The sequence below is a fragment of the Paracidovorax anthurii genome (genome assembly GCF_003269065.1).
Taxonomy (GTDB): domain Bacteria; phylum Pseudomonadota; class Gammaproteobacteria; order Burkholderiales; family Burkholderiaceae_C; genus Paracidovorax; species Paracidovorax anthurii.
On sequence record NZ_QLTA01000003.1, the window covers coordinates 89,135 to 110,034 of the forward strand.

The 20,900-nt window shown below is 70.6% G+C and carries 19 protein-coding genes and 1 riboswitch; of the genes, 15 read left to right on the plus strand and 4 right to left on the minus strand.

Annotated features, from left to right (window positions below):
• Nucleotides 1-27: 27 nt before the first annotated feature.
• The 10 genes from ftsW (at nt 28) to thiC (ending at nt 11,677) form a co-directional block, all read left to right on the plus strand.
• Nucleotides 28-1,302, plus strand: a complete 1,275-nt coding sequence (ftsW, locus tag AX018_RS02545) for a putative lipid II flippase FtsW (RefSeq protein WP_111875748.1) — start codon at nt 28-30, stop codon at nt 1,300-1,302.
• Complete coding sequence (murG, locus tag AX018_RS02550) at nt 1,299-2,369, plus strand: undecaprenyldiphospho-muramoylpentapeptide beta-N-acetylglucosaminyltransferase (protein ID WP_111875749.1); 1,071 nt, start codon at nt 1,299-1,301, stop codon at nt 2,367-2,369. Before ftsW ends, murG begins: the two co-directional genes overlap by 4 nt.
• The gene (gene murC, locus AX018_RS02555; protein ID WP_111875750.1) at nt 2,366-3,799 is read left to right on the plus strand and encodes a UDP-N-acetylmuramate--L-alanine ligase; all 1,434 of its coding nucleotides are present in this window, start codon (nt 2,366-2,368) and stop codon (nt 3,797-3,799) included. Before murG ends, murC begins: the two co-directional genes overlap by 4 nt.
• On the plus strand, nt 3,796-4,794 hold the full coding sequence (locus AX018_RS02560; RefSeq protein WP_111875751.1) for a D-alanine--D-alanine ligase: 999 nt from the start codon (nt 3,796-3,798) through the stop codon (nt 4,792-4,794). Before murC ends, AX018_RS02560 begins: the two co-directional genes overlap by 4 nt.
• A complete protein-coding gene (locus AX018_RS02565) occupies nt 4,791-5,633 on the plus strand; it encodes a cell division protein FtsQ/DivIB (RefSeq protein ID WP_111875752.1) in 843 nt (280 codons plus the stop codon). Before AX018_RS02560 ends, AX018_RS02565 begins: the two co-directional genes overlap by 4 nt.
• Before the next feature lie 31 nt (nt 5,634-5,664).
• Nucleotides 5,665-6,894: a cell division protein FtsA gene (gene ftsA, locus AX018_RS02570; RefSeq protein ID WP_111875753.1), complete on the plus strand. Its 1,230-nt coding sequence runs from the start codon at nt 5,665-5,667 to the stop codon at nt 6,892-6,894.
• 191 nt (nt 6,895-7,085) lie between these two features.
• A complete protein-coding gene (gene ftsZ / locus AX018_RS02575) occupies nt 7,086-8,318 on the plus strand; it encodes a cell division protein FtsZ (protein WP_111875754.1) in 1,233 nt (410 codons plus the stop codon).
• A gap of 154 nt (nt 8,319-8,472) precedes the next feature.
• Complete coding sequence (lpxC, locus tag AX018_RS02580) at nt 8,473-9,396, plus strand: UDP-3-O-acyl-N-acetylglucosamine deacetylase (protein WP_111875755.1); 924 nt, start codon at nt 8,473-8,475, stop codon at nt 9,394-9,396.
• A gap of 7 nt (nt 9,397-9,403) precedes the next feature.
• Entirely contained in the window at nt 9,404-9,580 is a 177-nt protein-coding gene (locus AX018_RS25130) for a hypothetical protein (RefSeq protein WP_170146164.1), read from the plus strand.
• Between the two features lie 49 nt (nt 9,581-9,629).
• A riboswitch (TPP riboswitch) is annotated at nt 9,630-9,751 on the plus strand.
• Between the two features lie 84 nt (nt 9,752-9,835).
• Nucleotides 9,836-11,677 (plus strand): phosphomethylpyrimidine synthase ThiC, encoded by a 1,842-nt coding sequence (thiC, locus tag AX018_RS02585; protein ID WP_111875756.1) that lies wholly within the window; start codon nt 9,836-9,838, stop codon nt 11,675-11,677.
• Nucleotides 11,678-11,717: 40 nt separating this feature from the next.
• Here the strand turns inward: thiC and AX018_RS02590 are convergent, their stop codons facing one another.
• On the minus strand, nt 11,718-13,427 hold the full coding sequence (locus tag AX018_RS02590) for a methyl-accepting chemotaxis protein (protein WP_111875757.1): 1,710 nt from the start codon (nt 13,425-13,427) through the stop codon (nt 11,718-11,720).
• A 259-nt stretch (nt 13,428-13,686) separates the two neighbouring features.
• Here AX018_RS02590 and AX018_RS02595 point away from each other — a divergent pair, with 259 nt between their 5' ends.
• Nucleotides 13,687-15,330, plus strand: a complete 1,644-nt coding sequence (locus tag AX018_RS02595; RefSeq protein WP_111875758.1) for a methyl-accepting chemotaxis protein — start codon at nt 13,687-13,689, stop codon at nt 15,328-15,330.
• Between the two features lie 95 nt (nt 15,331-15,425).
• Entirely contained in the window at nt 15,426-15,953 is a 528-nt protein-coding gene (locus AX018_RS02600) for an RcnB family protein (RefSeq protein ID WP_111875759.1), read from the plus strand.
• A gap of 67 nt (nt 15,954-16,020) precedes the next feature.
• Here AX018_RS02600 and ruvC read toward each other — a convergent pair whose 3' ends face one another.
• Genes ruvC through AX018_RS02615 form a run of 3 tightly spaced genes read right to left on the minus strand, consistent with a single transcriptional unit; the run spans nt 16,021 to nt 18,433 of the window.
• Nucleotides 16,021-16,569, minus strand: a complete 549-nt coding sequence (gene ruvC, locus AX018_RS02605; RefSeq protein WP_111875760.1) for a crossover junction endodeoxyribonuclease RuvC — start codon at nt 16,567-16,569, stop codon at nt 16,021-16,023.
• 59 nt (nt 16,570-16,628) lie between these two features.
• The gene (locus tag AX018_RS02610; RefSeq protein ID WP_111875761.1) at nt 16,629-17,633 is read right to left on the minus strand and encodes a phosphatidate cytidylyltransferase; all 1,005 of its coding nucleotides are present in this window, start codon (nt 17,631-17,633) and stop codon (nt 16,629-16,631) included.
• Nucleotides 17,630-18,433, minus strand: coding sequence for a lysophospholipid acyltransferase family protein (locus tag AX018_RS02615; RefSeq protein WP_111875762.1), 804 nt, complete (start codon nt 18,431-18,433; stop codon nt 17,630-17,632). The genes AX018_RS02610 and AX018_RS02615 overlap by 4 nt, the downstream gene beginning before the upstream one ends.
• A 261-nt stretch (nt 18,434-18,694) precedes the next feature.
• On the opposite strand from AX018_RS02615, the gene AX018_RS02620 reads away from it, so the two are divergent.
• The 3 genes from AX018_RS02620 to AX018_RS02630 are packed head-to-tail and all read left to right on the plus strand — an operon-like array spanning nt 18,695 to nt 20,885.
• A complete protein-coding gene (locus AX018_RS02620) occupies nt 18,695-19,696 on the plus strand; it encodes a Bug family tripartite tricarboxylate transporter substrate binding protein (RefSeq protein WP_111875763.1) in 1,002 nt (333 codons plus the stop codon).
• On the plus strand, nt 19,693-20,070 hold the full coding sequence (locus tag AX018_RS02625) for a cupin domain-containing protein (RefSeq protein WP_111875764.1): 378 nt from the start codon (nt 19,693-19,695) through the stop codon (nt 20,068-20,070). The genes AX018_RS02620 and AX018_RS02625 overlap by 4 nt, the downstream gene beginning before the upstream one ends.
• The gene (locus tag AX018_RS02630; RefSeq protein ID WP_111875765.1) at nt 20,067-20,885 is read left to right on the plus strand and encodes an HpcH/HpaI aldolase family protein; all 819 of its coding nucleotides are present in this window, start codon (nt 20,067-20,069) and stop codon (nt 20,883-20,885) included. Before AX018_RS02625 ends, AX018_RS02630 begins: the two co-directional genes overlap by 4 nt.
• Nucleotides 20,886-20,900 lie beyond the last annotated feature (15 nt).

Here is a 20,900-nt window from a genome sequence, read left to right on the forward strand (position 1 = left end):
GCAAGCCCGCCGCAGGGAGGCTGCGCCATGAGCGCTGGCGCACCGGCCCAGGGCCTCTGGCAGCGCATGGCCGGCTGGTTCGGCGGCGGCGCCGCGCCCGCGGCCGACGTGCTGCCCGTGCGCGTGGGCGGCACCGAGTACCGCAAGACCACGACCACGCCCGCGCGCGTGCTCGGCTTCGACCAGGCGCTGCTCTGGGTGGTGGTGGCGCTGCTCGCCTGGGGCCTCGTGATGGTGTATTCGGCCTCCATCGCTATGCCGGACAACCCGCGCTTCGGCAAGATCGCGCCCACCCACTTCCTCATGCGCCACATCTTCGCGCTGGCGATGGGCTTCGTGGCGGCGCTGTTGGCGTTCCAGGTGCCGATGTCCGTCTGGGAGCGCGTGGCGCCGTGGCTGTTCATCGTGTCCATCGCGCTGCTGGTGGCCGTGCTCGTGCCGCATGTGGGCACGGTGGTCAACGGCGCGCGCCGCTGGCTGTCGCTGGGCATCATGAACTTCCAGCCCTCCGAACTCGCCAAGTTCGCGGTGCTCATCTACGCGGCCGACTACATGGTGCGCAAGATGGAGGTCAAGGAGCGCTTCTTCCGCGCCGTGCTGCCCATGGGCGTGGCGGTGGCGGTGGTGGGCGTGCTGCTGCTGGCCGAGCCCGACATGGGCGCCTTCATGGTGATCGCCATCATCGCCATGGGCATCCTGTTCCTGGGCGGCGTGAACGCCCGCATGTTCTTCCTGATCGCCGCCGTGCTGGTGCTGGCCTTCGCCATCATGGTGATGGGCAGCCCCTGGCGGCGCGAGCGCATCTTCGCCTACCTCGACCCGTTCAGCGAGGCGCATGCGCTGGGCAAGGGCTACCAGCTCTCGCACTCGCTCATCGCCATCGGGCGCGGCGAGATCTTCGGCGTGGGCCTGGGCGGTAGCGTGGAGAAGCTGCACTGGCTGCCCGAGGCGCACACCGACTTCCTGCTTGCCGTCATCGGCGAGGAGTTCGGCCTCGCCGGCGTGCTCGTGCTCATCGTGCTCTTCTTCTGGATGACGCGCCGCATCATGCACATCGGCCGCCAGGCCATCGCGCTCGACCGCGTGTTCGCGGGCCTCGTCGCGCAGGGCGTGGCGATCTGGATGGGCTTCCAGGCCTTCATCAACATGGGCGTGAACCTCGGCGCGCTGCCCACCAAGGGCCTCACGCTGCCGCTCATGAGCTTCGGCGGCTCGGCCATCCTCATGAACCTCGTGGCCATCGCGGTGGTTTTGCGGGTGGACTACGAGAATAAATTGCTGATGAGAGGGGGGCGTGTATGACGGCCCGCCCGAAGACCGCCCTCGTGATGGCCGGCGGCACCGGCGGCCACATCTTCCCGGGCCTTGCCGTGGCCGAGGAGCTGCGCGCGCGCGGCTGGCGCGTGCACTGGCTCGGCACGCCGGGCAGCATGGAGTCGCGCATCGTGCCGCCGCAGGGGTTCGCGTTCGAGCCCATCGATTTCTCGGGCGTGCGCGGCAAGGGGCCGGTCACGCTGGCGCTGCTGCCGTTGCGCCTGCTGCGCGCGTTCTGGCAGGCGCTGGCCGTGGTGCGGCGCGTGAAGCCGGACGTGGTGGTGGGCCTGGGCGGCTACGTCACCTTCCCCGGCGGCATGATGGCCGTGCTCTGCGGCAAGCCGCTCGTGGTGCATGAGCAGAACTCGGTGGCCGGGCTCGTGAACAAGGTGCTCGCTGGCGTGGCCGACCGGGTGTTCACCGCATTCCCGGAGGCGCTCAGGAAGGGCGCGTGGGTGGGCAACCCGCTGCGCGCGGCCTTCACGCGGCAGCCCGCGCCCGAGGCGCGCTTCGCCGGCCGCACCGGCCCGCTGCGCCTGCTGGTGGTGGGTGGCAGCCTGGGCGCGAAGGCGCTCAACGACATCGTGCCGCAGGCGCTCGCGCTCGTTCCCGCCGACCGCCGCCCCGTGGTCACCCACCAGAGCGGCGCCACGCAGATCGACGCGCTGCGCGCGAACTACGCCGCCGTGGGCGTGGAGGCCACGCTCACCCCCTTCATCGACGACACCGCCACCGCGTTCGCCGAGGCCGACCTCATCGTCTGCCGCGCGGGTGCGAGCACGGTGACCGAGATCGCCGCCGTGGGCGCGGCGGCCGTCTTCGTGCCGTTCCCGCACGCGGTGGACGACCACCAGACGGCCAATGCCCGTTTCCTCGCCGATGCCGGCGGCGGATGGCTCGTGCAGCAGCGCGACCTGTCGGCCGAATGGCTGGCACGGTTGCTACAAGACACGGAGCGCCAAACGCTGATGGAGCGTGCGCTGAAAGCCAAGACGATGCAGAAGATCCATGCCACCCGCGAGGTGGCGAACGCGTGCGAGGAGCTGGCCGCATGAAGCACGCCATCCGCCATATCCATTTCGTGGGCCTCGGAGGCGCCGGCATGTGCGGTATCGCCGAGGTGCTGTTCAACCTGGGCTACGAGATCTCGGGCTCGGATCTCTCCGACAGCGCCACGCTGCGCCGCCTCGCGGCCCTGGGCATCGCCACGCACGTCGGCCACGCCGCCTCGAACATCGAGGGCGCCGATGCGGTGGTCACGTCCACCGCGGTGCAGGCCGACAACCCCGAAGTGCTGGCCGCGCGCGAGCGCAAGATCCCGGTGGTGCCGCGTGCGCTGATGCTGGCCGAACTCATGCGGCTCAAGCGCGGCATCGCCATCGCCGGCACGCACGGCAAGACGACCACCACGAGCCTCGTCACCAGCGTGCTCGCCGAAGCGGGCCTGGACCCGACCTTCGTGATCGGCGGCCGCCTCAACAGCGCCGGTGCCAACGCCAAGCTGGGGCAGGGCGATTACATCGTTGTGGAGGCCGACGAATCCGATGCCTCGTTCCTCAACCTGCTGCCCGTGATGGCGGTGGTGACGAACATCGACGCCGACCACATGGAAACCTACGGCCACGACTTCGGCCGGCTGAAATCGGCCTTCGTGGATTTCCTGCACCGCATGCCGTTCTATGGCACGGCCATCCTGTGCGTGGACAACCCGGCCATCCGCGAGATCCTGCCCGACGTGACCTGCCCGGTCACGAGCTATGGCTTCTCGGAGGATGCCCAGGTGCGCGCGGTGGACGTGCGCGCCGACGCGGGCCGCATGCACTTTCGGGTGCAGCGGCGCAACGGCGTCACGCTGCCCGACCTCGACGTGGTGCTCAACCTCGCGGGCGAGCACAACGTGCTGAACGCGCTCTCGGCCATCGCCGTGGCGGTGGAGCTGAACGTGCCCGACGAGGCGCTGTTGCGCGCGCTCGCGCAGTTCAAGGGCGTGGGCCGGCGCTTCCAGCGCTACGGCGAGCTGCCCGCGCAGGGCGGCGGCACCTTCACGCTGATCGAGGACTACGGCCACCACCCCGTGGAGATGACGGCCACGCTCGCCGCGGCGCGCGGCGCCTTCCCGGGCCGGCGCCTGGTGCTGGCCTTCCAGCCGCACCGCTACAGCCGCACGCGCGACTGCTTCGAGGATTTCGTCAAGGTGATGGGCAGCGCCGATGCCGTGCTGCTCACCGAGGTGTACGCGGCCGGCGAGGCGCCCGTCGTGGCCGCCGACGGCCGCTCGCTGGCGCGCGCCGTGCGTGTCGCGGGCCAGGTCGAGCCCGTCTTCGTGGACGACATCGCCGACCTGCCGCAGCGCATCGCGGACAACGCGCGCGGCGGCGACGTGATCCTGTGCATGGGGGCCGGCTCCATCGGCGCCGTGCCCGCGAAGGTGGTCGATATGCTACAGAAAGAAGAGCGAACTATTCAGGAAGGACGGCGACAGTGAGCCAGAAAGACCTCGAAATCGACGTCAAGGCCCTCGGCAAGGTCGCCGTGCTCATGGGCGGCGATTCGGCCGAGCGCGAGGTGTCGCTCATGTCCGGCGGCGGCGTGCTGCAGGCACTGCGCGCGCGCGGGGTGGACGCGCATGCGTTCGATCCGTCGCAGACCGACCTGTCCGAGCTCAAGCGCCACGGCTATACGCGCTGCTTCATCGCGCTGCACGGCCGCCACGGCGAGGACGGCACGGTGCAGGGCGCGCTGGAGCTGCTGGGCATTCCCTACACCGGCCCGGGCGTGATGGCATCCGCCATCGCCATGGACAAGACCATGACCAAGCGCATCTGGCGCTTCGAGGGGCTGCCCACGCCGGACTGGCGCCTGGTGGCGAGCGCGGCCGAGACGGCGCGGGCCCTGGAGGCGCTGGGTTCGCCCATGATCGTGAAGCCCGCGCGCGAGGGCTCGACCATCGGCCTCACCAAGGTCACCTCGCCCGGCCAGTGCGAGCAGGCCTACCGGCTCGCCTCCCGCTACGACCCCGAGGTGCTGTGCGAGCAGTTCATCGAGGGCGACGAGACCACCTGCCCGGTGCTGGGCCAGGGCGCGGGCGCGCAGGCGCTGCCGCTCATCCACATCGTCGCGCCCCAGGGCAACTACGACTACCAGAACAAGTACTTCACCGACGTCACGCAGTACCACTGCCCGAGCGGCCTGCCCGCGGAGGAAGAGCGCGAGATCCAGCGCCTGGTGGTGGAGGCCTACCGCACGCTGGGCTGCCGCGGCTGGGCGCGCGCGGACATCATGGTGCGCGCCAGCGACCGCAAGCCCTTCCTGCTGGAGATCAACACCTCGCCCGGCATGACGGGCCATTCGCTGGTGCCGATGTCGGCGCGCGCGATGGGCGTGAGCTACGAGGAGCTGTGCCTGCGCATCCTCGCGGGCGCGTCGCTCGACGCGCTGCAGGGCCACGGCACGGCGCCAGGAGCTTCGGGAGCCGCATGACCACGACCACGCTGCCCGCACCGCTGGACGTCAAGCTCATGAACTGGACCGCCATGGTCCTGTTCGTGGGCTGTGCCGCGGCCGTGCTCGTGGCGGCGGGGTCCTGGGCGAGGCACCACCCCATGTTCGCCATCGGGCGCATCGTGGTCCAGGGCGAGCTGGTGCACAACAACGCCGTGACGCTGCGCGCCAACGTCGGGCCGCACCTCGTGGGCAACTTCTTCACCATGGACCTCAAGGCCGTGCGCGAGGCGTTCGAGCAGGTGCCCTGGGTGCGCCGCGCGATGGTGCGCCGCGAGTTCCCCAACGGCCTGCGCGTGGAATTGCAGGAGCACGATGCCTTCGCCTACTGGGGCCCCGAGGAGGGCGCGGCGCTGGTCAACCGCCAGGGCGAGGTCTTCGAGGCCAGCGCCGACGACGTGGAGGACGACGAGTTGCCCCGGCTGCAGGGCCCGCAGGGCCAGTCGCTGGAGGTGATGCGCATGTACCAGCGCCTGGCGCCCCTCGTCGAGCCGCTCGGCGGCCGCCTCGCGGCGCTGGAGCTTTCCGGGCGCGGAAGCTGGCGCGCGAAGCTCTCGGGCGGCGCGGCGATCGAGCTGGGCGGCGGCAGCGCGGACGAGGTGGAGGCGCGCACCCGGCGCTTCGTGCGCACGGCCGGGCGCGTGGTGGCCCAGTACGGGCGCCGCCCCGACGCGCTGGAATCGGCGGACCTGCGCCATCCGGACGGCTATGCCATGCGCCTGCGCGGCGTCACCACCGTGGATGGCACGGCGCCGGTGCGCGCGGCCGCGCGGCCGGCCCCGGCGCGCGGTGCACGGCCCGCAGGACAGAACCGCTGAAGGACCCTGACTCAGGCAGGACACACAAGATATGGCAAGAGAATACAAAGACGTGGTGGTGGGGCTGGACATCGGGACGGCCAAGGTGATGGCCGTCGTGGCCGAGGTGCTGCCGGGCGGCGAGCTCAAGCTCGCGGGCCTGGGCGTGGCGCCCAGCAACGGCCTCAAGCGCGGCGTGGTGGTCAACATCGACGCCACGGTGCAGAGCATCCAGCAGGCCCTGAAAGAAGCCGAGCTGATGGCCGACTGCAAGATCCAGCGGGTCTATACCGGCATCACCGGCAGCCACATCCGGGGCCTCAATTCGAGCGGCATGGTGGCCGTGAAGGACAAGGAGGTCACGCCCGCCGACGTGGCGCGCGTGGTCGAGACCGCCAAGGCCATCAACATCTCTTCCGACCAGCGCCTGCTGCTCGTGGAGCCGCAGGAATTCGTGATCGACGGGCAGGACGTGAAGGAGCCCATCGGCATGAGCGGCATCCGCCTGGAGGCCAAGATCCACATCGTGACGGGCGCGCAGAGCGCGGCCGAGAACATCATCAAGTGCGTGCGCCGCTGCGGCCTGGAGGTCGAGCAGCTCATGCTCAACCCGCTCGCCTCCAGCCAGGCGGTGCTGACCGACGACGAACGCGAGCTTGGCGTGGCCGTGGTGGACGTGGGCGCGGGCACCACCGACGTGGCGATCTTCACGGGCGGCGCGATCCGCCACACGGCCGTGATCCCCATCGCGGGCGACCTCATCACCAGCGACATCGCCATGGCGCTGCGCACGCCCACCAAGGACGCCGAGGACATCAAGGTCGAGAGCGGCTACGCCAAGCAGCTCCTGGCCGACCCCGAGGCGCAGGTGGAGGTGCCCGGCCTGGGCGACCGCAGCCCGCGCATGTTGTCCAAGCAGGCGCTCGCCGGCGTGATCGAGCCGCGCGTGGAGGAGATCTTCTCGCTCGTGCAGCAGGTGATCCGCGAATCGGGCTACGAGGAAGTGCTCTCGTCGGGCATCGTGCTCACGGGCGGCAGCGCCATCATGCCGGGCATGGTGGAACTGGGCGAGGACATCTTCCTCAAGCCCGTGCGCCGCGGCATTCCCAAATACTCCAGCGCGCTGGCCGACATGATCGCCCAGCCCCGCGCGGCCACCGTCATGGGGCTGCTGGAGGAGGCGCGCCTGGCGCGCCTGCGCGGCTTCAAGGTGGCGCAGAAGAGCGGTTCGGTGAAGACCGCCTTCGGCCGCTTCAAGGACTTCATCATCGGGAACTTCTGAGATGTACGCCCATCTGCACCGGCTTGCCCGCGGAAGTCCGACGGCCCTGTCCCGCCACCGATGGCGGAACACCGGCCCGCCCGCGGCGCATGCCCGCATGACCGCCTCAACCGTTTTATCCATCGAACCCCGGACCGGCCGAACGGCCACCCGCAAATCTCACGTGAAAGACCAGGACTAGGAGCACCAGCATGACCATCGAAATGATCGAAGCCGAAGAATTCAACCAGGGCACGCAGATCAAGGTGATCGGTGTCGGCGGCGGCGGCGGCAACGCCGTCGAGCACATGATTTCGCGACAGGTGCAGGGCGTGGAATTCGTCTGCGCCAACACCGATGCGCAGGCGCTCACCCGCAGCAGCGCGCACCGCGTGATCCAGCTCGGCCACAGCGGCCTGGGCGCGGGCAGCAAGCCCGAGAAGGCCCGCGAGGCCGCCGAGGCCGCGCAGGAGGACATCCGCCAGGCCATCCAGGGCGCGCACATGCTGTTCATCACGGCCGGCATGGGCGGCGGCACGGGCACCGGCGCCGCGCCCGTGATCGCGCGCGTGGCCAAGGAAATGGGCATCCTCACCGTGGGCGTGGTCACCAAGCCCTTCGAGTGGGAAGGCGGCCGCCGCATGCAGAACGCCGACAACGGCCTCTCCGAGCTGGAAGCCAACGTCGATTCGCTGATCGTCGTGCTCAACGAGAAGCTGCTGGAAGTGCTGGGCGATGACATCACCCAGGACGAGGCCTTCGCGCACGCCAACGACGTGCTCAAGAACGCCGTGGGCGGCATCGCCGAGATCATCAACGAGTACGGCCACGTGAACGTGGACTTCGAGGACGTGCGCACCGTGATGGGCGAGCCCGGCAAGGCCATGATGGGCACGGCCACGGCCAGCGGCCCCGACCGCGCGCGCATCGCCGCCGAGCAGGCCGTCGCCTGCCCGCTGCTGGAGGGCATCGACCTCTCCGGCGCCAAGGGCGTGCTGGTGCTGGTCACGGCCGCCAAGGGCAGCCTCAAGCTGTCCGAGTCGCGCCTGGCGATGAGCACCATCAATGCCTACGCTTCGCCCGATGCCCACGTGATCTACGGCGCGGCCTACGACGACAGCCTGGGCGAGGAGATCCGCGTGACCGTGGTGGCCACGGGCCTCTCGCGCGCCAACGCGCGCCGCCAGCCCATCTCGGTGGTGCAGGGCGGCCTGCGCACCGGCACCGACAACCTCGCCTACCAGATGCCCATCGCGGGTGCCGGCGTGGGCGTGGCCGGCGGCCTCGCGGGCGGCTCGGCCTCCCAGGCCGACTACGGCAACATGTCGGTGCCCAGCGTCTGGCGCACCAACCGCACGCAGGCCGCGGCGCGCGTCGATGCGCTGTCCTCCGGCGGCATGGACGACCTGGAGATCCCGGCGTTCCTGCGCAAGCAGGCCGACTGACAACGCCCGCCCCGCCGTGCGGGGCGCGTGCGAACCATCCGCCCGCTCCCTTCGTGGGGCCGGCGGATTTTTTGTTTCCGTTGTGACATGCCGGCTATGAATGCCATAGGCATGCATGCGCGTGGGGGCGGGAGCCGCCACCTAAAATCGCCGGATGCTCCAGCAACGCACGATCAAGACCCTCACCCGCGCCGTCGGCGTGGGCCTGCACAGCGGCCAGCGGGTCGAACTCACGTTGCGTCCCGCCGCGCCCGACACGGGCATCGTCTTCCGGCGCGTCGATCTGCCCGAGCCCGTGGACATCCCCATCCGCGCCGAATCGGTGGTCGATACGCGCATGGCCTCGACCATCGGCGTGGGCGGGGCCAAGGTGCACACGGTGGAGCACCTCATGTCCGCCTGCGCGGGCCTCGGGCTGGACAACCTCTACGTGGACATCACGGCCGAGGAGGTGCCGATCCTCGACGGCTCGTCGGCCTCGTTCGTCTTCCTGCTGCAGAGCGCCGGCGTGGCGCTGCAGAACGCCCCCAAGAAATTCATCCGCGTGACGCGGCCCGTGGAAGTGCGCGAAGGCGAGGGCGCCAACGCCAAGTGGGCCCGCCTGGAGCCCTACCACGGCTACAAGCTGCGCTTCGAGATCGATTTCGCCCACCCGGCCGTGGACTCCACGGGCCAGAGCGTGGAGTTCGACCTGGGCTCGGGCAACTACACCCGCGACATCGCGCGCGCGCGCACCTTCGGTTTCACGAAGGACGTGGAGATGATGCGCGCGAGCGGCCTGGCGCTGGGTGGCGGGCTCGACAACGCCATCGTCATGGACGACTACAAGGTGCTCAATGCCGACGGCCTGCGCTACGACGACGAGTTCGTGAAGCACAAGATCCTCGACGCCATCGGCGACCTCTATATCGTCGGCAAGCCCCTGCTGGCCGCCTACAGCGCCTTCCGCTCGGGGCATGCGATGAACAACCGGCTCCTGCGCGAGCTGCTCGCGCACGAGGACGCCTGGGAGATCGCCACGTTCGAGAGCGAACGGCAGGCCCCCGCGGGGTTCGCCGAGCCCGCGCAGGCCTGGTGACGCGGCCATGCTGCTGTTCCGCTGGGTTTTCTTCCTGCTGCTGCTGATGGCGGGCGTGTCGTTCGTGTTCTACGTGGGCACGGGCCAGGCGCGCTACAAGCGCTTCGGCATCGCCATCCTCAAGTGGACGGTGATTTCCGCGTTCGCGTTCTTCGCCGTGCTGGCGCTGGAACGCTTCCTCTGACCCCTGCGCCGGCGCGGTGATGACACCGCCCGGCATCGCTCCTATACTCGCGTCTGCTCCGGGGTGCACGTAGGAATCGATTCCTGGCCGTGCTGAGACGGCGGACCTGACCGCCGGAACCGCGAACTTGATCTGGTTAGTACCAGCGTAAGAAGAGCTGCAGTCAGTGTGCATTCCCGCGCCGCCGGTCCGTCCGGCGCACGGCGGCACGCGGCCGATGGCGGAGCATTCCAACCCGACCCTGGAGTGCCCACCATGAATGCCCCCGACAAGTTCTCCCACCTGCTCGCGCTCACGCGCGCCCCGTTTCCCGCCTCCACCAAGAGCTACCTCACCGGCAGCCGGCCCGACCTGCGCGTGCCCGTGCGCGACATCGCGCTCACCAATGGCGAGCAGGTGAGCGTCTATGACACCTCCGGCCCCTACACCGACCCCGAGGCCGTGATCGACGTGCGCCAGGGCCTGGCCAGCGTGCGCGGCGCCTGGATCGCCGACCGCAACGACACCGAAGCCTACGAGGGCCGCCCGCCAGTCGCCCTGGACGACGGCCAGAAGAGCGAGGACGCGGCGCGCCTGGCGCAGCTGCGCGCCGAGGCCGCCGCGCTGCAGCGCAGGCCGCTGCGCGCCAAGGCGGGCCGCAACGTGAGCCAGATGCACTACGCGCGCCAGGGCATCATCACGCCCGAGATGGAGTACGTGGCCCTGCGCGAGAACGGCCGCCGCGAGTGGATCGCGCAGTACCAGCAGGACACCGCGCGCGAACAGCGCCTGGCCGGCAACCCGATGGGCGCGAGCATTCCGAAGATCATCACGCCCGAGTTCGTGCGCGACGAGGTCGCCCGGGGCCGCGCCATCATCCCGGCCAACATCAACCACCCCGAGGTCGAGCCGATGGCCATCGGGCGCAACTTCAAGGTGAAGATCAACGCCAACATCGGCAACTCGGCCGTCACCTCCAGCATCGAGGAAGAGGTCGAGAAACTGGTCTGGGCGATCCGCTGGGGCGCGGACAACGTGATGGACCTCTCCACCGGCAAGGCCATCCACACCACGCGCGACTGGATCATCCGCAACTCGCCCGTGCCCATCGGCACGGTGCCGATCTACCAGGCGCTGGAGAAGGTGGGCGGCATCGCCGAGGACCTGACCTGGGAGATCTTCCGCGACACGCTGATCGAGCAGGCCGAGCAGGGCGTGGACTACTTCACCATCCATGCGGGCGTGCGGCTCGCCTACATCCCCCTCACGGCAAACCGCCGCACCGGCATCGTCTCGCGCGGCGGCTCCATCATGGCCAAGTGGTGCATGGCGCACCACCGCGAGAGCTTCCTCTACGAGCACTTCGAGGACATCTGCGACATCATGAAGGCCTACGACGTGTCCTTCAGCCTGGGCGACGGCCTGCGCCCGGGCAGCGGCTCGGACGCCAACGACGAGGCGCAGTTCGCCGAGCTGCAGACCCTGGGCGAATTGACGCAGATCGCCTGGAAGCACGACGTGCAGACCATGATCGAAGGCCCCGGCCACGTGCCCATGCACATGATCCAGGCCAACATGACCGAGCAGCTCAAGCACTGCCACGAGGCGCCGTTCTACACCCTGGGCCCGCTGACCATCGACATCGCGCCGGGCTACGACCACATCGCCAGCGCCATCGGCGCGGCCATGATCGGCTGGATGGGCACGGCCATGCTGTGCTACGTGACGCCCAAGGAGCACCTGGGCCTGCCCGACCGCGACGACGTGAAGCAGGGCATCATCGCCTACAAGATCGCCGCGCACGCGGCCGACGTGGCCAAGGGCCATCCGGGCGCGCGTGCGCGTGACGACGCGCTCAGCCAGGCGCGCTTCGATTTCCGCTGGCAGGACCAGTTCAACCTGGGCCTGGACCCCGAGACCGCGCAGGAATACCACGACGAGACGCTGCCCAAGGACAGCGCCAAGGTGGCGCATTTCTGCTCGATGTGCGGCCCGAAGTTCTGCTCGATGAAGATCACGCAGGAGGTGCGCGAGTTCGCCGCCAAGGGCCTGCAGGACAAGTCGAAGGAGTTCCGCAGCGGCGGCGGCGAGCTCTACGTGCCGATCCAGCCCGTCTGATCCGGCACCGCGGCGGGCTACCCTCCGCGCGGGCGGGCCGTCAGCCGGCCGCCAGCAGGCGCTGCGGCCGGGGCGCGGCCAGCGCCGTGCCCGCCGCGTCCGCGCCGCTGTCCTGCGGGGGCAGCGCGAACCGGCTCACGAGGCTGGCGAGGTCATGGGTCTGGCCGCGCAGGCTCTCGGTGGCCGCCGCCGATTGTTCCACCAGCGCGGCGTTCTGCTGGGTCATCTCGTCCAGGCGGGTCATGGCGGCGTGGATGGCCGCGATGTCTTCGTTCTGCGACTGCGCATGGCTGCGGATCTCGCCCATCGTTTGGGCCGTGTGCTCGATGGTGGCGACCACCCGGCGCATCGTCTGGCCGGCCTGCTGGGCCAGCCCCGCCCCCGATTCCACCTGCCGCACCGAGGCGGTGGTGAGCGCCTTGATTTCGCGGGCCGCTTCGGCGGAGCGGTTGGCGAGGTTGCGCACCTCCGCCGCCACCACCGCGAAGCCCCGGCCCTGGTCGCCGGCGCGCGCGGCCTCCACGGCGGCGTTGAGCGCCAGGATGTTGGTCTGGAAGGCGATGGAGTCGATCATGCCGGTGATGTCGGCGATCTTGCGCGAGCCGGCCGCGATCTGCTGCATGGTGTGCGCCACCTGTTCCACCACGCCGTTGCCTTCCCGGGCGACGTGTGCGGCCTCGGCCGCCAGGTTTTCGGTGCGCTGGGCGGAGTCGGCGGCATCGGCCACGCGGCGCGTGACGTGTTCGAGCGATGCGGCGGTCTCCTGCAGCCGGGCCGCGGTTTCCTCGGTGCGGTTGGAGAGGTCGGCGTTGCCGCCCGCGATGTCGGAAGAGGCGGCGTTGATGTTCTGCCCCAGGGCCTGCACGCGGCGCACGAGGCTGCGCAGCGCCGCCTGCATCATCGCGAGCGATGCCAGCATGCGGCCGGTTTCGTCGCGGCCGTGGCCGTGGATCTCGTGGCGCAGGTCCAGGCCCGCCACGCGGTCCGCCGTGGCGCTCGCCAGGGCGATGGGCCGGGTGATGCTGCGCACGAGCCACAGGGCCAGCAGCGTGCCCAGGGCCAGCGACAGCGCGCCGAACGCGAGCAGCGCCCAGCGCCCCGTGGCGCCCAGCGCGGCGACCTCTGCGGCGCCCGCGTCGATGGCCTGGCGCTGGGACTGCGACAGCGCGTCCAGCGACGAGAGCAGCCGCCCGGCAGCGGGCCGGAAGCGCTCGCCATAGACCTTGCGGATGCGCTCCGTGAGGCCGGAGTCGCGCGCCGCCACCAGCTCCTTGCAGGCCTGCAGGAAATCCGTCCCGGCGGTGCGCACGGCCACGAGGCGCCCGGCGTCCTCGGTGCCCTGCAGCCGCTCGGCGAGCTGCGCGATGAGCGCGTCGTACTGCTGCTGGGTGCGCGAGATGTCCGCGCCGAGGATCTCGCCGACCTCGGGCTCGGAGCTGAGGGCGACGGCCTTGTAGCGCTCGGCGTTGATGGCCTGCAGCCGGTGGGCGTCGGCCACCAGCCGCTCCGTGGCCACGCGGCGGTCCACCATGGCGCTGGCGGAGTGCCCGATGCGCTGCAGCGCGGCGATGCCGATGGCCGAGCCGATGCCGTTGAGCGCGAGCACCGCGAGGAAGACGCCCAGCAGCCTTCGGCCGAGCGGGCCCAGCCTGCGCGGCGCCGCCCGGCCGGGGGCCGGCAGGGCTCCGGCGCGGGCGGTGGCGGAGGGGGTGGCGAGGGCGTGCGGATGGCTGTTCAAGGGAGGCACCATGGTCGTTGCGCCGTCGGGCGCGGAGCGGGAGAGTCCCGGGGTTGCCCGAAGGCAGTGCGACTGTGCACCGTGCTTGTGACAATTTGTTTATCCCACGCCCACCCTGGGGCACTTCCGCCGTGACTTCGCCAGTCGTGGTTACCCTGTCAGCCGCCCCGGAAGCCCCCGCATATAGTGGCGGCCCCGGCGATCCACGAGGCCGCCGTGGAGGTGGGCGCGGTTATTGCATGCGTCCGTGTCACGTTTTGTAGAGGAAGCCATGAACGCTCTGGGACGGCTGTCGATCCGCACGCGCCTGTACTTCGGCACGATCTTCTCCCTGGTCCTGCTGGTCGTCATCGGGGCCATGGGGTACCTGGCCCTCGACCACACGCGGGATACCCTGCAGGTGCTGTTCTCGCAGCGCGTGCAGACGCTGACGGACATGGCCGACCTGCGCACGACGCTGGGCACGCTGCGCCGCACCGAGAAGGATCTCATCCTCAACTTCAACAACTCGGTCGAGGTGGCGGCCCAGCGCGAGATCTGGGCCAAGACGCTCGCCGCGCTGCGCAAGGGCCTCGCCGACGTGCGCCAGGTGCAGTCGGGCGAGGCGGATTTCGTGGCCGCCATCGACAAGGCGCTCGCCGAGGTCAAGCAGTACGAGAGCGGCATCTCCCCGATCTTCGAGCAGATCGAGCGCGCGCAGCTCGACGGCGCGGGCGGTGCGGCCTATGCCGACCGCTTCAAGCCGCACATGGAGGCCACCGACCAGACGCTGGCGAGCCTCGCGCAGAGCGCGCGCCAGCAGATGGAGCAGGCCCGCCAGGGCGTGGAGGCCCGCACGGCCGCCATGGCCGCCGCGATCGGCATCGGCCTCGTGCTGGCGCTGGCGGTGCTGATTCCGCTCACGTTCTTCAGCGTGCGTTCGATCACGCGCTCGCTGTCCCAGGCCCGCGAGCTGGCCGAGCGCATCGCCGGCGGCGATCTCTCGCAAGAGGTGCGGCCCTCGCAGCAGGACGAGGTGGGCCTGCTGGTGGTGGCCATGGGCCGCATGCAGGAGGCGCTGCGCGGCCTCGTGCGGCAGGTGCAGGAGGCCTCGGGCAGCATCTCGACGGCCAGCACCGAGATCGCCTCGGGCAACCACGACCTCAGCCAGCGCACCGAGCAGACCGCTGCGAACCTGGAGGAGACCGCCTCCTCCATGGAGCTGCTGACCAGCACCGTGCAGCAGAGCACGCAGTCCGCGCGGCAGGCCAGCGAGTTCGCCTCCACGGCGGCCGAGGTGGCCGCCCGCGGGGGGAGCGTGGTGTCGCGGGTGGTGAGCACCATGGGCCAGATCACCGACAGCTCGCGCAAGATCGCCGACATCACGGGCGTGATCGACTCCATCGCGTTCCAGACCAACATCCTGGCGCTCAATGCCGCCGTGGAAGCGGCGCGCGCGGGCGAGCAGGGCCGGGGCTTCGCGGTGGTGGCGGCCGAGGTGCGCAGCCTGGCGCAGCGTTCGGCCTCCGCGGCCAAGGAGATCAAGGAGCTGATCGGCTCGTCGGTCGAGCGCGTGGAGGACGGCTCGCGGCTCGTGAGCCAGGCCGGCGCGACGATGACCGAGATCGTGGACAGCGTGCGCCGCGTGTCCGAGATGATTTCCGAGATCACGAACTCCTCGGCCGAGCAGAGCGACAACATCGGCCAGATCAGCCAGTCGGTGAGCCAGCTCGACCAGATGACGCAGCAGAACGCGGCGCTGGTGGAGCAATCCACCGCGGCATCGGAATCGCTGCGCGAGCAGGCGGTGCAGCTCACGCATGCGGTGAGCCGCTTCCATCTCGATGGCGCGGGGGATGCGCCGGCCCGGCCCGCCGCCGGGGCCCTGCCCGGGCTGCGGGTGGCGCGGCTGGCGCACCACGAGCCGGCGCTTTAACGGCGTGGGCGCGGGGCTGCTGCCCCGAATCGCGGCAGTGGCGCGGGCCGGCCCGCGCCGGGCGATACTCGGCGTTTTTTCCGGGAGTTTTCCACATGCCACGTTCCGACCCCTCGCCCGCCGCTTTTTCCCGCACGGGCCTGGCCCGCGCCGCGCGGGCGGCCCTGGCCGTGGCGGCCCTGGGCGTGCTCGCCGCCGGTGCGCGCGCCCAGCCGTATGACGGCGTGCCCGGGTACGACCGGCCTTCCCACGGCGCGCGGCACGGCGACCGCGATGGTCGCGATGGCCGCCGCCATGAACTCCACGATGGCCGCCAGGCCGGCCCCCGCCACGGGCCGCCGCCGCAGGCCTATCACCCCAATCCCCATGCGGGGCCGGGCCACCGGCCCGGACCGCCGCAGCACGCGCGGGCCCATGGCCACCGCGGCGCGGGGCCGCACCACGACTGGTACCAGGGCGGCCGCATTCCGCCCATGTACCGCTCGCGCCACTACGTGGTGAACGACTGGCGCCGCCACCACCTCGCTCCGCCCCCGCGCGGCTACCACTGGGTGCAGAACGGCCCCGACTACCTGCTGATCACCATCGGCTCGGGCGTCATCGCCCAGATCGTCTTCCGCTGAAGCAAGGGGGCATGCCCCGGGCGGCCGCGCCGTGCCGCGCCTCGCGGGCCGGGGCGCGTGGCCGCCGTCAGTAGCTGCGGCCGCCCTTGTACATGGCGTGCTGCCGGCGGCTGAGCGTGGCGGCCTGCCCCAGGCGGCCCATGGCCGCGCCCGCGTGCGCGTGGGTGATGGCCAGGCCCAGCGCATCGGCCGCGTCGGTGCCCGGCAGGCCCGGCAGCTGCAGCAGGCGGCGCACCATCTCCTGCACCTGCGACTTGGCCGCGCGGCCATGGCCGACCACGGCCTTCTTCATCTGCAGCGCCGTGTATTCCGCCACGGGCAGGTTGCTCGCCACCAGGGCCGTGACGCAGGCGCCCCGGGCCTGGCCCAGCAGCAGGGTGGACTGCGGGTTCACGTTCACGAAGACGATCTCCACCGTGGCCACGTCGGGCCCGTAGCGCGCGGCCACCTCGGTGATGCCGTCGAACAGCACCTTCAGCCGCCCGGGCAGGTCGCCCAGGGCCAGCCCCGTCGTGCGGATGGTGCCGCTGGCGACGTAGCTCAGGTGGTGGCCCTCCACGTCCACCACGCCGAAGCCGGTGGTCTGCAGGCCGGGGTCGATGCCCAGGATTCTCATTTGCTACGCTTTTTATAGCTACTCAGGTAGATTTCTCGGCGACGTGGGGGCGAAAACACTCAAAGGCCGAAATACCAGCGCACGGAGTGGAAGAACACCGGCCCGGCGAAGCACAGCGCGTCCACGCGGTCCAGCAGGCCGCCCGCGCCGGTGGTGGACTGGCCCTGCAGGCCCCAGCTCGTCACGCCCCGGTCGCGCTTGAGGGCCTTCATCACGAGGTGGCCCAGGCTGCCGGCGAGGCAGGCCAGCAGCGCCATGCCCAGGGCCTGCCCCGGCTTGAAGGGCGTGATGAACGACAGCACCACGCCCGCGAGGCCGCCCACGAGCACGCCGATGATCCAGCTCAGCCACTGGAAGCTCTGGCTCACCTGCGGCGCCACCGGCCGGTGCGGGAAGCGCCGGCCCAGCAGGTGCTGCACGATCACGCTGGTCTGCACCACCGCGACGAGGAAGAACACGAGGAACGCGCCCTTGCCCTCGTAGTTGGGGAAGTCCAGCAGCAGCAGCGCCGGCACGTGGCTCATGCCATAGACGCAGACCATGATGCCCCACTGCAGCTTGGCGTTGCGCTCCAGGAAGCGCTCGGGGTCGTTGGCCAGCGCGCTCGCCACGGGCAGCGCGAGGAAGACGTAGACCGGGATGAACACCGTCAGCAGGTCGAACTTGCGCAGCCCCACGATGGCGAACTGAAGCGGCAGCACGACGAAGAACGCCAGCACGAGGCTGCGGTGGTCGCCCCGCCGCGTGGGCGAGAGCGTGATGAACTCGCGCAGCGCGAGGAACGCGACGATCGCGAAGAGCACGGTGGCCACGGCGTCGCCCAGGGCCCAGCCCACCCAGAAGACCGTCGCCATGGCCCAGGAGGTCTTGAGCAGGCTCCAGAAGCGGTGCCATTCCTGCTGGTGCGCCTCGTGCGCGGCCTGGTCCTCGGGGCCGGGGCCGCGCGCTTCGCGCAGGGTCTGGAAGAACGCGTACAGCGTGACCAGCGAGAGCAGCCCGAACATGGCGACGAAGAGCGCGCCGATCTGCTGCGTGGTCGTGAGGTTGCGCAGGAAGTCCATCACACCTCCCTCAGCGCGATCACCGCGCGGCGCGCACGGTCGAGGAACGCGCGGCGCTCCTCGCCGGGCGCGAGTTCGACGGGGGCGCCGAAGGTCACCGAGCACAGGATGGGCACCGGCACCACTTCGCCCTTGGGCATGACGCGCTGCACGTTCTGGATCCAGGCCGGCACCAGCACCACCTGCGGGAACATCTGCGCGAGGCGAAAGAGCCCCGACTTGAAGGGCTGGGGCTCGTCGCCGTTGCCCCGCGTCCCTTCGGGAAAGATCACGATGGAGTCGCCGCTCTCCAGCGCGCGCACCAGCGGCGCGAGCGGGTCGTCCTCGGCCAGCGCCGCGCGCAGGGCCTCGGGGCTGGCGGGCGGCTGCGCCGCGGCGGGCGCGGCCGTGGTAGCCGCGCTGGCGTTGAAGCCCTCCAGCATGCCCTGCGTGGGGGCCGGGCCGGCGGCGGGCTGCGCGGCGGGGGCCTGCGCCGGAGCGGTGGGCGCACCCTCCGCCGGGGCGCGGGCCGCGGCCGGCGGGCCCGAGACGCGGTCCACGTACACCGCGTTGAACACGGCCGTGGTGATCCATTGGCGCAAGGGCGTCTTGGTCCAGTAGTCCTTGGCGGCGATGGGGCGCGTGATGCTGCGCAGCTCCTGCGGCAGCGCGGCCCAGATCATGACGAGGTCGGCATGGCTCTGGTGGTTGGCGAAATAGATGCGCTGCTCGGCCTTGGGCGGGCAACCATACCAGCGGGCCTGCGAGCCGGTGAGCAGGCGCACCAGCCCGAGCAGGAAAAGGCTCATCAACTTGGACAACATGGCGCGGATGATACGGGCGAGCCCGGCAGCGCCCGCCGGAGCCTCCGCCCGTCCGGAAGCAGGGGGGCACATCGGCGTAGAAATCCCAATTTGTGGGAATTCAATCATTCCTTGGAATGCAAAAGGGTTGTTCCGTAGATCGGAATCCGGAAAGTTGCCCCCCTATTTGACGAATATGGCTTCTAGACTTTGCCAATCACCTGTCCTGGTGGGGATTTTTGATACGTTTTTTTCAAATTAATCAGAGAGGGACCGATCCACATGCCGACCAACGCTTCGCCGTCGCGCCGCCAGGCGCTTGCACTCTGCCTCGCGGGCGCCGCCCTGCCGTGGGCCGCGCGGGCCCAGGGCCCCCATGGGCAGGGAGACTTCCCGTCCAAGCCGGTGCGGCTGGTCGTGCCCTTCGCTCCGGCGGGATCGACCGACATCCTCGCGCGCCTGCTCTCCAAGCAACTGTTCGCCGGCAGCGGCCAGCCGATCGTGGTCGAGAACGTGGCGGGCGCCGGGGGCAACCTGGGCGCGGCGCTGGTGGCCCGTGCCCCGGCCGACGGCTACACGCTCGAGATCGGCGCGATGTCCACGCATGCGATGAACGGCAGCCTCTACAAGCAGCTTCCGTTCGATCCGATCAACGATTTCGATACCGTCGCCATGCTGGCCTACGCGATCAACGTGATCGCGGTCTCGGCGAGCCTGCCGGTGCGCACCTTCCCCGAGCTGCTGGCCTACATCCGCGCCAACCCCGGCAAGATCAACTACGCCTCCGGCGGCATCGGCACGCACAACCACCTCACGCTGGCCCTGCTGGCCAAGACCGCGGGCCTCGACATCGTGCACGTGCCCTACAAGGGCGGCGGCCCGGCCGTGGCGGCGCTGCTGCAGGGAGAGTGCCAGATGTTCGCGGGCGGCGCGTCGCTGCTGCTGCCGCATGCCCAGGCCGGCAAGATCCGCATCCTGGCCGCCACCGAGAAGACCCGCTCCGACCTGCTGCCCGACGTGCCCAGCGTCTCCGAGACGCTCAAGGGCTTCGAGGTGACCAACTGGTATGGCGTGTTCGCGCCGCGCGGGCTCGATCCCGCGCGCCGCGCGCTGCTGAACCAGGAGATCAACCGCGTCACCGCGCTGCCCGAGATCGCCGAGCGCCTCAAGGGGCTGGGCATGGTGCGCGCGCCGCTGTCCCCGCTGCAACTGCGCAACGTCCTGCTGGCCGACCACGACCTGTGGACGCGCACCATCCAATCCCTTCGCATCGCCGCAGAATGACCTCCTCCCTTCCCGCTTCCCTGCCGCAGGCCGCCACGGCGGCCCTTCACAGCGTGGACTGGAGCGCGCTGGAGTGGGTGCCCGTGCGCCGCGGCATCGAGCGCAAGACCTTCGGCAGCGACAACGTCACGCTGGCGCTGCACCGGCTCATGCCTGGTCACGAGCCCCTGCCGCACTCCCACCCGAACGAGCAGGTGATGTACATCCTCGCGGGCCTGATGGATGTGCACGTGGATGGGCGCATCGTGCGGCTGGGGCCCGGCGGGCTGCTGCTCATCCCGCCCAACGCTGAGCACTACGGCGTGGTGGTGGGCGACGAGCCGGTGCTCAATCTCGACGTCTTCACCCCCGCGCGTCCGGAATACCACCCATGACGCCCTTTGCAGAACCCGTCCACGCCGGGCCGGCGCCCACCGCCAGCCTGCGCCAGCGCCTGGCGGCGCGGGAGCGCCTGCTGTCGACCTTCGTCAAGACCACCTCCCACCAGACCGTGGAGGTGCTGGCGGCAACGGGGCTGGACACGCTCGTGCTCGATGCCGAGCACGCGCCCTTCGGCCCCGAGAGCCTCGACCGCAGCCTGCTGGCCGGCCATGCCTGCGGCCTGCCCGTGCTGGTGCGCGTGCCGTACCCGCGTGCGGCGGCCATCCAGCAGGCGCTGGACCTGGGCGCGGCCGGCGTGATGGTGCCGCACGTGGACGATGCGCGCATCGCCACCGAGGTGGTGCGCGCCGCGCGCTACGGGCAGGGCGGAACGCGCGGTTTCTCCACCGCCTCGCGCGCCGGCGGCTACGGCCTGCGCAGCATGGCCGATCACCTGCGCGCCAGCGACGAGCACACGGCCGTGATCGTGCAGATCGAGAGCGCCCAGGCCGTGGCCGAGGCCGCCGCCATCGCGGCCGTGCCGGGCGTGGACTGCCTCTTCGTCGGCCCCGCCGACCTGGCCGTGTCCTTCGGCGCCACGGGCACGGACGACCCGCGCGTGGCGGAGGCGATGGCCACCGTGTGCGCGGCGGGCCGGGCCGCGGGCCGCGCGGTCGGCTGTTTCGTGCCCGATGCGCGGGCCGTGCCGGATCTGGGCGCGATGGGCGCCTCCTTCTTCGTGGTCGGGTCCGACCAGGCCCTGCTGCGCAAGGCTGCGCGGCAGGTCATGGCGGGCGCGGCTGAATCCGAAGCGGCCTGCGCGCCGTAACCGTTCCACAGGAGC